At 67.7% G+C, this 13,189-nt stretch carries 12 protein-coding genes and 1 pseudogene; 2 read left to right on the forward strand and 11 right to left on the reverse strand.

What is annotated here, in order from left to right:
- Positions 1–38: 38 nt before the first annotated feature.
- The 8 genes and pseudogenes from B1A87_RS11000 to B1A87_RS11030 form a co-directional block, all read right to left on the reverse strand.
- Positions 39–1,344, reverse strand: a pseudogene (locus tag B1A87_RS11000) (MFS transporter).
- Between the two features lie 60 nt (positions 1,345–1,404).
- Positions 1,405–2,316, reverse strand: coding sequence for an SseB family protein (locus B1A87_RS11005; protein ID WP_078026458.1), 912 nt, complete (start codon positions 2,314–2,316; stop codon positions 1,405–1,407).
- Positions 2,317–2,328: 12 nt separating this feature from the next.
- A complete protein-coding gene (gene priA / locus B1A87_RS11010; protein ID WP_078026457.1) occupies positions 2,329–3,075 on the reverse strand; it encodes a bifunctional 1-(5-phosphoribosyl)-5-((5-phosphoribosylamino)methylideneamino)imidazole-4-carboxamide isomerase/phosphoribosylanthranilate isomerase PriA in 747 nt (248 codons plus the stop codon).
- A 95-nt stretch (positions 3,076–3,170) separates the two neighbouring features.
- On the reverse strand, positions 3,171–3,329 hold the full coding sequence (locus B1A87_RS22985) for a hypothetical protein (protein WP_185982300.1): 159 nt from the start codon (positions 3,327–3,329) through the stop codon (positions 3,171–3,173).
- Positions 3,330–4,118, reverse strand: a complete 789-nt coding sequence (gene hisH, locus B1A87_RS11015) for an imidazole glycerol phosphate synthase subunit HisH (protein WP_078026456.1) — start codon at positions 4,116–4,118, stop codon at positions 3,330–3,332.
- Positions 4,115–4,741, reverse strand: a complete 627-nt coding sequence (gene hisB, locus B1A87_RS11020) for an imidazoleglycerol-phosphate dehydratase HisB (protein ID WP_078026455.1) — start codon at positions 4,739–4,741, stop codon at positions 4,115–4,117. The genes hisH and hisB overlap by 4 nt, the downstream gene beginning before the upstream one ends.
- Before the next feature lie 59 nt (positions 4,742–4,800).
- The gene (locus B1A87_RS11025) at positions 4,801–5,919 is read right to left on the reverse strand and encodes a histidinol-phosphate transaminase (protein WP_078026454.1); all 1,119 of its coding nucleotides are present in this window, start codon (positions 5,917–5,919) and stop codon (positions 4,801–4,803) included.
- A gap of 114 nt (positions 5,920–6,033) precedes the next feature.
- Positions 6,034–6,465, reverse strand: a complete 432-nt coding sequence (locus tag B1A87_RS11030; RefSeq protein ID WP_185982301.1) for a LysM peptidoglycan-binding domain-containing protein — start codon at positions 6,463–6,465, stop codon at positions 6,034–6,036.
- Positions 6,466–6,791: 326 nt separating this feature from the next.
- Between B1A87_RS11030 and lexA the strand changes: the two genes are divergently transcribed.
- On the forward strand, positions 6,792–7,541 hold the full coding sequence (lexA, locus tag B1A87_RS11035) for a transcriptional repressor LexA (protein WP_078026452.1): 750 nt from the start codon (positions 6,792–6,794) through the stop codon (positions 7,539–7,541).
- An 81-nt stretch (positions 7,542–7,622) separates the two neighbouring features.
- Here lexA and B1A87_RS11040 read toward each other — a convergent pair whose 3' ends face one another.
- Positions 7,623–9,680: an ATP-dependent DNA helicase gene (locus B1A87_RS11040; protein WP_078026451.1), complete on the reverse strand. Its 2,058-nt coding sequence runs from the start codon at positions 9,678–9,680 to the stop codon at positions 7,623–7,625.
- Positions 9,673–11,250: a GTPase HflX gene (gene hflX, locus B1A87_RS11045; RefSeq protein WP_078026450.1), complete on the reverse strand. Its 1,578-nt coding sequence runs from the start codon at positions 11,248–11,250 to the stop codon at positions 9,673–9,675. Before hflX ends, B1A87_RS11040 begins: the two co-directional genes overlap by 8 nt.
- 374 nt (positions 11,251–11,624) lie before the next feature.
- Here hflX and B1A87_RS11050 point away from each other — a divergent pair, with 374 nt between their 5' ends.
- Positions 11,625–12,239, forward strand: a complete 615-nt coding sequence (locus B1A87_RS11050; protein ID WP_078026449.1) for a class I SAM-dependent methyltransferase — start codon at positions 11,625–11,627, stop codon at positions 12,237–12,239.
- Here the strand turns inward: B1A87_RS11050 and dapF are convergent.
- Positions 12,220–13,164 (reverse strand): diaminopimelate epimerase, encoded by a 945-nt coding sequence (gene dapF / locus B1A87_RS11055; protein ID WP_144275791.1) that lies wholly within the window; start codon positions 13,162–13,164, stop codon positions 12,220–12,222. The genes B1A87_RS11050 and dapF overlap by 20 nt on opposite strands.
- Between the last annotated feature and the right edge of the window lie 25 nt (positions 13,165–13,189).

The following is a 13,189-nucleotide window of genomic DNA, read 5'->3' on the forward strand; positions in this document are numbered from 1 at the left end:
GCGTCTGGCGCCCTCTTAGGCCTGTCTCTTATACACATCTAGATGTGTATAAGAGACACGCGCGCCGCCGGGCGGCGGCGCTGCAGGGTGAGTCCGACGGCGCACAGCAGGACGCCGGCCACCCCCACCGAAACGAACCCGCCCCACGGCCCGACGCCGTCGATGAACACCCCGGCGAGCGGGGCACCCAGGGCGACGCCGGCAGTGAGCGCGGATCCGTACCAGCCCATCGCCTCACCGCGCCGTGTCTCTTATACACATCTAGATGTGTATAAGAGACAGGAGCACCGGCGCGCAGAGGAGGCCCGGGAGCAGGGCGAGCAGGCTCAGCGTCAGCGTGTCTGTGGCGAAGCCCATGGGGATGGTCAGCGCCGCCATGCCCAGGAGCAGGAGGATCGGCGACACCGGGCGGTGCATGGCACCGTAGATGAGGCCGCCGATGACCGAAGCGGCACACCAGAAGAGGAAGACAATCCCGATTTCGCTTTGATGCCCGCCGGTCTCCAGCGCGGCAACGATGCCCACATCGGTGCCGCTCAGCACCATGCCCGCCCCGGAGGCGACGGCAAAGACCGCGGCAACGGACGCGGTGAACCAGCTGAAGTTGTGGGCCACCTTGCGCCGGATACCTGCGCGGCGGCGGCTGCCGGCGGCCGCGGGCCCGAGCTCGGCAGCAGCTTCCTGCAGGTGGGCGGGGGCGGCCGCCACGACGGCAACCTCGGCGGCCTCCTGCTCGTCCGCCTCGCATGCCTCATCGCGGCCAGCGCTGCGGGTGGGCGGGTTGAACCACATCAGAAAAAGCCCGGCCAGGGATGTGGAGACGCCGACGATCGTCAGTCCGAGGACCGAATGTCCGCTCGTGGCGACGATCGCTCCTGCGGCCGGCCCGATCATGAACACCACCTCGGTGCTGATGGCGTCCAGGGCGAAGGCGGTCCTGCGCTGGTCACCGTCCGCCAATACGCCCAGCGATTGGCGGACAACGCTAAAAATGGGAAGTGTGAGCAGTCCCCCGACGAAGACGAGCGGCAGCAGCCACTGGTAGGAGACGTGCGGCACGATGGACCAGATGACGGTCTCGGAAACGACGGACGGGATGAGGGCTGTCCGGAGTCCGGCCGTGTCCACGCGCCGCCCCCGCCACGGGGCGCCGAGGGCAATGCCGATGGTCATGACGGCCGCTGCTGCCCCGGCAGCGGCGTAGCCCTCTCCCAGGGTCAGAACGATGTGCAGGGTCAGGAGCACGCCGGCCGCCGAATGGGGAATGCGCGCGATCATGCCGACGACCAGGAGGCGCCGGATGGGCCTGACGGCCAGCAGCTCCCGGTACAGGGTGAAATTCACAGGTAGGTCCTTAGTTCCGCGGCCGGGCAGCAGCAGGACGGACCATCTGGGGACCGCCGGTTACTCCGCGGCGCGCCTTAGCTTGACTTCGATCGAGTCAACACGCTCACCAAACAATACATTCCGGCTCCAGTCGTTTTGGAGGCCGGCGACGAGGGACTGGACCGCGGCGGCATCGAGCCCGTCCTCAAGGTAGAGCACCACGCGCAGTTCCGGCCCGGGCCCGCCACCGTCAATCCGAACGCCTGAGGCCGTTGCTGCTGCCACGCCTGCGCCGGGGAGGACTTCCAGGCCGCGGACCGCCGGCCGGGTTTTCGCGGCCGAGCGCAGCAGGGCCGCCAGCTCGGCGTCACGGTAGGCGGGAATCCACTGCTTCTGCTGGGCAAGTGCCCAGACGGCCGGTCGCCGCACCACGAAGGTGACCTCGGATCCCGGATCCACGACCAGCAACTCGGCGCCTTCGGCCACGGCGGACAGCGCCGCCCGTGCCGCGTAGACCGCAACGGGCCTCGCGTCGGGATGCCACGCGGCCAGGGCCCCGGCCGAGCTGAACACCGGCATCGCGAGCCGGCCGTCGGGCGCCTTCAGCGTCACGAGTGCCATGTCGGCCTGCTTGTCGGCATGCAGCCCGTCCACGCCCTCGGCTTCCTCGGCCAACTGGGCCACAATCGGCACGAAAACGCGCGCCGTGGCCAGGGAAGCGACGACGGCGGCTTCGTCGCCGTCGGCGGTGAGGAGGGCCGAAACGGCGGCGAGATACCCTGCGTCCGCTGTACCGTCGTCGTCCTCGAAGTTGTGGATGCTGGCGTTCTCACCCTCAAGACTGCGGCCCGCCCACGGCTGGCCGGCAGAATCCGTGAGGCCGCCGGCGCCCGCAAGGGCAGCCTGGATGTGCCCGGGAAGGCGGCGTGCCGGCGGCTGTTCCTCCTGCGCGCCTGCCCCACCTTCGGGCGTCAGCCTGTGCTCGGCCATGACATGCGCCGCCTAGCGGCGGCCGGCGACGTCGAGGGCCTGCGGCAGGGTGAATGCCCCGGCGTACAGGGCCTTGCCGACGATGGCACCCTCGACGCCGAGCGGAACCAGCGAGCGGAGGACCTTCAGGTCGTCAAGGCTGGAGATGCCGCCGGACGCCACCACGGGCTTGCCGGTTTTCTCGACCATCTGCCGCAGCAGTTCGACGTTGGGGCCCTGGAGGGTGCCGTCCTTGGTCACATCGGTGACCACGTAACGGGCGCAGCCGGCCTCCTCGAGGCGGCCCAGGACGTCCCAGAGGTCGCCGCCTTCCTTGGTCCAGCCGCGGCCGGCCAGCGTGGTGCCCCGGACGTCCAGTCCGACGGCGATCCTGTCGCCGAAGCGCTCGATGGCCCGCGCCGTCCAGTCCGGATTTTCCAGCGCGGCCGTGCCGAGGTTCACGCGGGCCACGCCCAGGTCCAGCGCCTTTTCCAGCGACTCGTCATCGCGCAGGCCGCCGGACAGCTCCACGTTGATGTCCAGCCGGCCCACCACCTCGCGCAGGAGTTCGGCGTTGGAGCCGCGGCCGAACGCAGCGTCCAGATCCACCAGGTGGACCCATTCCGCGCCCTGCTCCTGCCAGTTGAGGGCCGCCTCCAGCGGCGTGCCGTAGCTCGTCTCGCTGCCCGCTTCACCTTGGACCAGGCGGACAGCCTGGCCGTTCACGACGTCGACTGCGGGGAGCAGCTCCAGTACAGGAAGCTCGGTTTGGCTGATCATCTCGTGTCCTCAGTTCTCGTGTAGCGCTGATTTCCATGGAGCGCGGTTGTGGCGTGAAGCGCTGTTGTGCCGCCGGTGGTTCCGGAGGCCGCCGGTTATTGGCCGGGCAAGGTCAGCAGGTACGCCGCCAGCAGCGACATTCCTGCCAGCACGTAGAACCCGATCTGCGTCCAGAGCGGCTTGTTCTGCTGCCGGAAGGACAGCGCGCCGCCCGCCAGCAGGCCGGCGAGGCCCATCAGCACGATGGACCACATCTAGGCGTCCGCCGCTGGGGTTGCCGGGGTGGTGTCGGCCGGCGTGGCGCCCGACGCGGACGCTGCGTGCCGCTGGTGGTGGCTGCGGAGCCCTTCCACCCAGTTCTTCAGGAGCCTCGCGCCGGCATCGCCCGACTTTTCCGGGTGGAACTGGGTGGCGCACAGCGGTCCGTTTTCGACGGCGGCGATGAAGGGCGCGCCGTGCTCCGACCACGTCACGAGCGGAGGGGCCATGCGGGGCTGCACGACGTCGAAGTCCCACCTCTGGACACCGTAGGAGTGCACGAAGTAGAAACGCTCGGACTCCACGCCCTCGAAGAGCTTGGAGCCTTCCGGAACCTTTACGGTGTTCCAGCCCATGTGCGGAACGACGTCTGCGGGCAGGAGTTCCACCTTGCCGGGCCACTCCCCCATGCCTTCAGCTTCGGTTCCGTGTTCGACGCCGGCCTCGAACAGCACCTGGAGGCCCACGCAGATGCCCAGGACCGGCCGGCCGCCTGCTACGCGGCGGCCGATCATCCTGATGGCGTCCACTGCCTTGAGCTCGCGCATCACGGTCTCGAAGGCGCCGACACCAGGAACAAGCAGCCCGTCCGCATTGAGGACGTCTTCGGGCTTGGAACTCAGGATGACCTCGGCGCCGGCGCGCTCGAGGGCACGGACGGCGGAACGGACATTGCCGGAGCCGTAGTCCAGGACAGTGACGGTCGGCTTCCCCTCCGGGGAGGCCGGCCTGACGGTGGCCGAGGGATCGATGATGGCGCCCTCCCGCAAGACCTTGCCGGTCACAGGGCACCCTTGGTGGACGGAATGCCTTCCACTCGGGGGTCCGGTTCCACGGCTGCGCGCAGCGCCCTGGCGAAGGCCTTGAACTGGGCCTCGACAATGTGGTGCGGATCGCGGCCGGCGATGACGTTCATGTGCAGGCAGATGCCGGCGTGCAGTGTGATGGCCTCGAAGACGTGCCGGGTCAGGGATCCCGTGAAGTGGCCCCCGATCAGGTGGTACTCCTGCCCCGCGGGCTCTCCCCCGTGCACCAGGTACGGGCGGCCGGAAACGTCCACCACGGCGTGCGCAAGGGCTTCGTCCAGCGGCACCGTGGCCTCGCCGAAGCGGCGGATGCCCGCCTTGTTGCCGAGGGCGGTGCGCAGTACTTCGCCGAACGTGATGGCGACGTCTTCGACGGTGTGGTGCACGTCGATGTGGATGTCGCCGGTGGCCTTGACGGTCATGTCGATGAGTGAGTGCTTGCACAGCGCGGTCAGCATGTGGTCGTAGAACGGGACCGAGGTGCTGATGTCCGACACTCCGGTGCCGTCGAGGTTAATCTCCACCAGGACGGAAGATTCGCTGGTGGCACGCTCCAGGCGTGCAGTCCGGGTCCCGGCAGCCTTGATTCCGGTGTCGCTCATGGTGATAGGTGTCCTTTTGACGAAGGAGGGTTCAGACGTTGCTTGGTCTACGCTCAAGTTTAGGCCGGAAGGGCAGCCCGGCTGGCCAGGATGCTTTCCAGCGCCTCCAGGAATGCTGTGGTTTCCGTCTCAGTTCCTGCCGTGACCCGCAGGTGCCCGGGGATGCCGACGTCCCTGATCAGCACGCCCGCGTCCAGCAGGGCCTGCCAGACTTCGTGCGGGTTTTCGAGGCCGCCGAAAAAGACGTAGTTGGAGTCAGATGCCGCCGGCCGCAGCCCCATCCGCGTCAGTTCGGCGACGATGCGGTCGCGCTGCAGTTTGATGTCCTCGACGTCGGCCATGAGCGCCTCGCGGTGGTGCAGCGCCGCGAGGGCGGTGGCCTGGGTGATGGCCGACAGGTGGTAGGGCAGGCGCACGAGGCGCAGGGCGTCGGCCACTTCCGGTGCCGCCGCCATGTAGCCGAGCCGCGCGCCGGCGAGGGCGAATGCCTTGCTCATGGTCCGGGACACGATGAGCCGCTCCCGGCCCGGCAACAAGGTGAGAGCGCTTGGCGTGCCGTCGTGGGCAAACTCATGGTAAGCCTCGTCCACGATCACAATGGTCTGGCTGGCCTCGCCGGCTTCGTAGACGGCCTCCACCACGTCCAGGCCGAGGCCGGTGCCGGTGGGGTTGTTGGGTGAGCACAGGAACACAATGTTCGGCTGCAGCTCGCGGACCTGGCGTGCAGCGTCCTCAGCGCTCAAGCCGTAATCCCCGGCGCGCTTGCCGACAATGTAGCCGGTGTCCGTTCCGCTGGCGAGCAGCGGGTACATGGAGTACGTGGGCGGGAACCCGAGCGCCGTACGCCCCGGCCCGCCGAAGGCCTGCAGAATCTGCTGGAGCACTTCGTTGGAGCCGTTGGCTGCCCAGATATTTTCGGCGCCGAGCCCGTGGCCGAGGTACTCGGCGAGGGCTTCCCGGAGTTCGGTGAATTCGCGGTCCGGGTAGCGGTTGAGGCCCGCGGCGGCCTCGGTCACGGCCACGGCGATGGCGGCCCTGACATCGGCCGGCACGCCATGAGTGTTCTCGTTGACGTTGAGCAGGATGGGGACGTCAAGCTGCGGCGCACCGTAGGGTGTCAGCCCCCGCAGGTTGGTCCGGAGGGGCAATCGGTTAAGTCGCTCAAGCTGGTCACTCACTGGAACAGTTTAAGTGCCACGGGCGGCGGGCCTGAAACTGTGACGATCTGGCGGGGTCCGGACCACCGTGTCGGTCGAAGCAAACCGGACGCCCGGCGTCCAAACACACGCTGGCTACTTGGACGGAACAAACAACTGCTGGCCCGGCATAACCCTGCCGCCATCCAGATCGTTCAGCTGGACGATATCCGCGATGACGTCGCGCGGGTCGCGGCCGGGGTCCACCGCCCCGGCAATGGCCCACAAGGACTCCCCTGGCTGGACCGTCACGGACACCGTCGGCGTGACTGCCAGCCCGCTGGCGGTGTCGGCCGCCTTGGCCGGCGAGTTCAGCAGGCCGGCCAGCGACAGCAGAAGTGCGGCCAGCAGTACGAGCGGCAGGCCAATCAGGACGATCCGGCCGCGGCGCGTGAGACGCAGCCGCGGCGGCTTGACCGGCCGGCCGCTGACCGGCGCACTACGCCGGTCACTGTGCCGGAAACTCTGCCGCGCCGCCGTTTCCATACCCTGCGGAAGTGAGCACTGAACTGTTGTTGAAGCTGACATGACCTGAGCCCTCCTGGACCAATCTGTGCTGCCCGGTTTGCGCCTGTCCACCGGCCGATCGCCGGGATATTCGAATAACCCGCACACTCGACTGCTTGACTAGAACACATGTTCGAACTTTGCTTTCCTCAGTTTTAGCACTTATCAACGAATTAAGTCGAGACTCGCTAGAACAAATGTTTGAAAAAGCCGTAGGGCTGGCCTACGTTGGGAATCAAAGAACAACCACATCTGCAGTTGATCAGCAGGGTCTGACAATTTCAGTCCGGAAGTTCCCGGCAACTGCAGCCACGGATGCCGGGTGGAATGGAAAGGCGTTGGCAAACATGGCAGCACAAGCCTCCGGCGGCACGGCTCCCCAGCGCAGCCAGCGGTCTCAGCGGACACCCAAGGGACTCACTGTCCGCCAGAAGCGGATCCTGGAAACGATCCAGCGGTCAGTCAACGAGAACGGCTATCCGCCGTCCATGCGCGAAATTGGCGACACCGTCGGCCTGGCCAGCCTGTCCAGCGTCACCCACCAGCTCTCGCAGCTGGAAAAGCTCGGTTACCTGCGGCGCGATCCCAAGCGCCCGCGGGCCATGGAAGTCCTCATGCCCCTCACCCTGGACGCGGGCGCAGCAAAGGCCCCGGGGGCCTCGAAGGACGCCGCGCTCCACAGCGTGGGCGGCGGAACCGTCTCTGAACTGCCCAGCGCCATGGACACGGCCATGGTGCCGCTGGTCGGCCGGATTGCGGCAGGCGGGCCCATCCTCGCGGACCAGGTCGTGGAGGAACTCATGCCCCTGCCCCGCCAGCTCGTCGGCCATGGCGAACTCTTCATGCTGAGGGTGGCCGGCGATTCCATGGTGGATGCCGCCATCTGCGACGGCGACTGGGTGGTGGTCAGGCGGCAAAGCGACGCCGTCAACGGCGACATCGTTGCCGCCCTGCTCGACGACGAAGCGACCGTCAAGACCTTCCGGCAGCGGGACGGCCACACCTGGCTGCTTCCGCAAAACACCCAGTACGAACCGATCCTGGGCGACCACGCCGTGGTCATGGGCAAAGTGGTCTCAGTGCTGCGTTCGCTCTAGCCCCACCCGTCTGCGCCCGGCTACGCCTCAACGATGCCGCCCGTATCCCGGCCGGCTATAAGTCCCAGCTGGCCGTAAAGCCTAGGACCGCGCGCCGGCCAGCCTCTCCAGGGCAGCCACGGCAATCTTCCGGTCCGTCGTCGGCCAGAACGGCGGCAGTGCTGCGCGGAGGAAAGCGCCATACCGCTCGGTGGACAGCCTCGAATCCAGCACCGCCACCACGCCCTTGTCATCAGTGGACCTGATCAGCCGTCCCGCCCCCTGGGCCAGCCTGATCGCCGCGTGGGTGGCTGACACCGACATGAAGCCGTTGCCGCCGGCCTGGGCCACGGCCCGGGAGCGTGCGGTCATCAGCGGGTCGTCGGGCCGGGGGAACGGAATCCTGTCAATCACCACGAGCCGGCATGATCCGCCGGGCACGTCCACACCCTGCCACAGCGACATCGTTCCGAACAGGCACGTGTCCGGCTCATCGGCAAACTGCTTGACCAGGGCCGTCATGGTGGAATCGCCCTGGCACAGGAGGCTGACATCCAGCCGGGGGCGCAGCGCCTCGGCGGCGTCCTCGGCGGCGCGCCGCGACGAGAAGAGGCACAGGGCTCCCCCGCCGGAGGCACGGATCAGCGACTCAAGTTCGTCGAGGGCCTCCGGCGAAGTTCCCCTGCCCGGCTTGGGCAGATGGCCGGCCACGTACAGGATGCCCTGCTTGGGATAGTCGAAGGGCGACCCTACATCCAGACCGGTCCAGCTCGGAGCGCCCTCGCCCACGAGGCCAAGCCCGCCGGCAGCGGGTTCGAAGGCCGAGCCGATGGCAAGCGTGGCTGAGGTCAGCACCACGGTGTGGCCGGCGAAGAGGCCTTCCCGCAGCCGGCCCGCGACGCTGAGCGGAGCGATGTTGATGAGGGCGGGCGACGATTCGTCCGGCGCCGAGTAGCCCTGCTGCGGATCGAACGTGCTGTTCCGCGAGAACCACACCACTTCGCGGTTTTCACGCGCCGCCAGCAGCCGCTCGCACAGTTCCAGGATCACGAGGAGGCGGGAACGCGCGAGCTGCCGCCCGCCGTCGGGTGTGTTGTTGCTGTCCCCCTTGGAATCGGACAATGCTGCCCGGCAGGCCTCGCGGAGCTGGTCCACGCAGTCCAGCTGCTCGTCATTGAGTCCGTTCGGGAGCAGCCCGCTGGGCACCCCGGCCACGGCGAGTTCGAGGTTCGCGGCGGCCGTGTTGAGCGCATCAACGGTGATGCCGGTGTGTTTTCGCGCGCCTGAGGCAGCCGCGTGGACCATGGCCACCGACAGCTGCCCGGAGACGGCTCCGGTGACCCTGTCCTGGAGTTCGTGGGCTTCGTCCACCACCACGACGTCGTATTCGGGCAGGACGGCCAGGCCCTCAAAGGCGCTGACTGCGAGCATCGCGTGGTTGGTGACCACGACGTCGGCTTCGGCGGCGTTGTGCCGCGCGAGTTCGCTGAAACACTCGGCCGCCAGGGGGCACTTCTGCGCCCCGAGGCACTCCATGGAGGTGACCGAGACCTGCCGCCAGGCCCGGTCCGTCACGCCGGGGAGGAGTTCGTCGCGGTCCCCCGTGTCGGTCTTCTCGGCCCACTCACGGAGCCGGACCACTTCCTTGCCGAGCTGCGATGACGGCCCGCCCATGGCCGCGGCGAAATGCGGCACGCTGGTGTCCTCGCCTAAGGAGAAGAGCTGGCCTTCGGAGGGCTCTTCCGAGGGGAAGCCGCCCTCCAGCTTGTGCCGGCACACGTAGTTGGACCGGCCCTTGACGAGCGCGATCTTGACGGGCCTGTCCAGGGCGGGCGTGATGGTCTTGAGCAGCCGCGGCAGGTCCCGGCCCACGATCTGGGTCTGCAGTGCCAGGGTGGCCGTGGACACGAGGGTTGGTTTGTCGCTTTCCAGCGAGTGGGCAATCAGGGGGATCAGGTAGGCGAGTGACTTTCCGGTTCCCGTGCCTGCCTGGACCAGCAGGTGGTCCCCGGTTTCGATCGCCCTGGCCACCTGCCGAGCCATCTCATGCTGGCCGCTGCGGCTCTGGCCGCCCATGCCGGCCACGGCGCGGTCGAGCAGTTCGATGACGAACTGCTCGCCGGCCGTGGCATCGGCGTGGTCCGCCGCCCGCTCAGTCATTGCTGATGAAGGATTCCAGTTCAGCCGCGAGGCCTTCCCGGACCATGACCACGGCGCGGGTGCCGCCCTCTTCGTGATCCAGGCTCAGGATCTCCGCATCGGAGTCGTGGAGCTTGCTGATCAGGTCGCCACGGTGGTACGGGACGAGCAGCTCGAGCTTGACGCTCGGGCGCGGAATGGACTCGCTGATGGCCTTCAGGAGCTCCGGGATGCCCTGGCCCGTGCGGGCGGACACCACCACGTGGCGCGGTTCGCGCTGCTTGAGCCGCTCCACGACAAACGGGTCCGCTGCGTCCGCCTTGTTGAGCACGATGATCTCGGGCACCTTGCGGGCGTCCACCTCGGCGAAAACGGCGCGCACAGCGGCGATCTGCCCCTCCGGATCGGGGTGGGAGACGTCCACCACGTGGAGGATCAGGTCCGAATCCGCGACTTCCTCAAGGGTGGAGCGGAACGCCTCCACCAGTTGGGTGGGAAGCGAACGCACGAAGCCCACGGTGTCAGCCAGCGTGTAGCCGAGCCCGTCAGCGGTTTCGGCTTTGCGGACGGTGGGGTCCAGGGTGGCGAACAGGGCGTTCTCCACCAGGACTCCGGCATCCGTGAGCCGGTTCAGCAGGGACGACTTTCCGGCGTTGGTGTAGCCGGCGATCGCGACCGAAGGCACGGCATTGCGACGTCGGTTGGCACGTTTGGTCTCCCGGGCCGGCTTCATCGCGGCGATCTCGCGCCGCAGTTTGGCCATCCGCGTCCGGATCCGCCGCCGGTCCAGTTCGATCTTGGTTTCACCCGGACCACGCGATCCCATGCCGGCGCCGGCGCCGCCCACCTGGCCACCGGCCTGGCGGGACATGGACTCGCCCCAGCCGCGGAGGCGAGGGAGGAGGTATTCCAGCTGGGCCAGTTCCACCTGGGCCTTGCCTTCGCGGCTCTTGGCGTGCTGGGCGAAGATGTCGAGGATGAGGGCCGTGCGGTCGATGACCTTGACCTTGACGATGTCTTCGAGTCCGCGCCGCTGCGACGGTGCCAGTTCCGCGTCCACTACGACGGTGTCCGCACCGGTGGACATCACGATGTCCTTGAGTTCCAAGGCCTTGCCGGAGCCGAGGAACGTGCCGGGATCCGGTTTGGCGCGCCGCTGGACCAGGCCGTCGAGGACCTCTGAGCCCGCGGTTTCCGCCAGCGCGGCAAGTTCACGCAGCGAGTTTTCGGCGTCCGCCAAGGTGCCTTCGGTCCAGAGCCCTGCCAGGACCACACGCTCCAGGCGAAGCTGCCGGTACTCGACTTCGGTGACGTCTTCGAGTTCGGTGGACAGCCCCGCGGTGCGGCGCAGTGCCCGGCGTTCCTCGAGGTCCTGCTGATCGCCGTCGAACAGGCTGTGTTCCTCATCGATCCCGGAAATCGCCTGGGCCTTGCCAAATACTGCCTTGCTGCCGGCTCCGCCGCCGTTTGCCGCCGAGGCATTCCTGGCCGGGACGTCCTTGGCGAGGATCCGGTCGATGACAGCTTGGATTTCCTCAGGACTCATGTCCTGGGCCGCCGGCTCGGATCCGGAGTTTTGCTGACTGGTCATGGTCTCCCTAAAAGGTTCTGCATCTTCAGAATAGTGCTGATTGCTGCCCTTGGGCGCGGTATTCGCGCTGGGCTGACGGCGAGGGGTCATGGAGAGGCTCCTATGAGGCCGTGGCGGACACGCCTGGGCCGGTAAATTGATCTGAGTGGGGTGCTGCGGCGCGCCGGGCGGAAGGTCAGTACCTGCATCGCTCCGGGAGGGGACGTCTGTGCCGGTGAGGCCGGGATGGCTGGCCGTTCGGAGAGGTCCGAAGGGGGCAGCTCAAGGCCGGCGAAGGGGGCCGACTACTCAAAGATCAAGAACATGCGTTCCAGACTAGCAGACCGTATGGTCCGGTTTCCCATCGGGCGGGCGGCCCACTAATCTGGCCAGTTATGGAGTCTGCCCACTATTTCAGCGCCTCGCCCGCGGGGCCCTTCACCCGCAAGCCCCTCACGGTTGAACTGGCGGGTGAAACGCGGAACCTGCAGACCTCCGCCGGAATCTTCAGCCCGGACGGCATCGACAAAGGCACGGCGGTCCTGCTGGCAGATGTTCCGGCACCGGCACCGCAGGGGAACCTGCTGGACATCGGCTGCGGATGGGGCCCGATTGCCCTGACCATGGCGCTGCGCGCTCCGCATGCACGGGTTTACGCCGTTGACGTCAACGAGCGCTGCATCGCGCTGACGAACGGGAACGCCGCCTTGCTTGGCCTGGACAACGTCACGGCCAGCACGCCCGAAGCTGTTGATCCCGACCTGCGCTTCGACACGATCTGGTCCAACCCGCCGATCCGGATCGGCAAGGATGAACTGCATTCACTGCTTCTGCTGTGGCTGCCGCGGCTGGCCCCTGGCGGTTCCGCCTGGCTCGTGGTGCAGAAGAACCTGGGCTCGGATTCCCTTCAGCGCTGGCTGGTCGAGGTGCTCGACGACTCGTTCAGTGTGAGCCGGGAGAGTACATCGAAGTCGTTCCGGATCCTCCGGGTCAGGAAAGCGTCCCGGTAGCAACGATCGTTGCCGGGCCACTGAGCTCCACGTGCTCGCGGCCGTCGGCCACGGTGAAGAATTTAACCCCGACGACGCCGCCCGGCACCTTCACGTGCCAGGCGTCCGGTGCGCCCTGTCCGGCCCAGTGACGGATCGCCACCGCCGCAGCGCATGCTCCGGTTCCGCAGGACTGCGTTTCGCCGACGCCGCGCTCGTGGACGCGCATGGTCACCGTGCCGACGCCGTCATGGACCAGCGGCTCCGACGGTACGACGAACTCGACGTTGGTGCCGTGGGCGGGGGTGGGGTCAACGTGCGGTGCCGTGAAAAGCCGCATGCCCTCCAACTCAGCGAGTTCGGCCAGCGCGACCACCGTATGCGGGTTGCCCATGCTGACGGACAGCGCCGGGCGGGGCACTTCCAGGCCGTCGGCGCCGACCAGGGAATCCATGGCCCGCGCCGCCGCCTCAGCCGGGAAGATGAACTCCCACGGCCCCATATCGACGGCGTATCCGTTCCCCGTGCGGACAATGGTCTTGACGCCGCCGCGGGTGCCGATGGTCAGCGAACCGCCGGCCGGGAGCTCTGCCAGGCCTTCGGCGAGGAGGAAGTGCACGAACACGCGGACCCCGTTACCGCACATCTCCGACAGTGAGCCGTCTCCGTTCCGGTAGTCCATGAACCATTCGGCGTCGGGGTGCGTGGCAAGAAGCTGCCGCCCTTCGTCGAGGAGCCGGGAAGGAACGGCCCGGATGAGCCCGTCGCCGCCGATGCCGCGGTGGCGGTCGCACAGTTCGGCCACCTGCTCGGGCGAGATGGCGTGCAGGCCCTCGGGGTCGGCGATGAGGACGAAGTCGTTGCCCGTTCCGTGGCCCTTGGAGAAGCGGAGTCCGCTCAGCCGCGCGGTGGCAGACTCGGCTGTTTCGGCAAGGGTTTCATCCATGCTTCAAGGTTACCTTCACGCCGCC

It is taken from the genome of Arthrobacter sp. KBS0703 (genome assembly GCF_002008315.2).
Classification (GTDB): Bacteria; Actinomycetota; Actinomycetes; order Actinomycetales; family Micrococcaceae; genus Arthrobacter.

Excerpts from the sequence above, each read along its gene's own strand:
- B1A87_RS11040 (WP_078026451.1), bottom strand. The coding sequence starts at position 9,680 with ATGACTGAGCGGGCGGCGGACCACGCCGATGCCACGGCCGGCGAGCAG.
- B1A87_RS22985 (WP_185982300.1), bottom strand. The coding sequence starts at position 3,329 with ATGTGGTCCATCGTGCTGATGGGCCTCGCCGGCCTGCTGGCGGGCGGC.
- B1A87_RS11005 (WP_078026458.1), bottom strand. The coding sequence starts at position 2,316 with ATGGCCGAGCACAGGCTGACGCCCGAAGGTGGGGCAGGCGCGCAGGAG.
- lexA (WP_078026452.1), top strand. The coding sequence starts at position 6,792 with ATGGCAGCACAAGCCTCCGGCGGCACGGCTCCCCAGCGCAGCCAGCGG.
- hflX (WP_078026450.1), bottom strand. The coding sequence starts at position 11,250 with ATGACCAGTCAGCAAAACTCCGGATCCGAGCCGGCGGCCCAGGACATG.
- B1A87_RS11030 (WP_185982301.1), bottom strand. The coding sequence starts at position 6,465 with ATGTCAGCTTCAACAACAGTTCAGTGCTCACTTCCGCAGGGTATGGAA.
- hisB (WP_078026455.1), bottom strand. The coding sequence starts at position 4,741 with ATGAGCGACACCGGAATCAAGGCTGCCGGGACCCGGACTGCACGCCTG.
- priA (WP_078026457.1), bottom strand. The coding sequence starts at position 3,075 with ATGATCAGCCAAACCGAGCTTCCTGTACTGGAGCTGCTCCCCGCAGTC.
- B1A87_RS11050 (WP_078026449.1), top strand. The coding sequence starts at position 11,625 with ATGGAGTCTGCCCACTATTTCAGCGCCTCGCCCGCGGGGCCCTTCACC.
- dapF (WP_144275791.1), bottom strand. The coding sequence starts at position 13,164 with ATGGATGAAACCCTTGCCGAAACAGCCGAGTCTGCCACCGCGCGGCTG.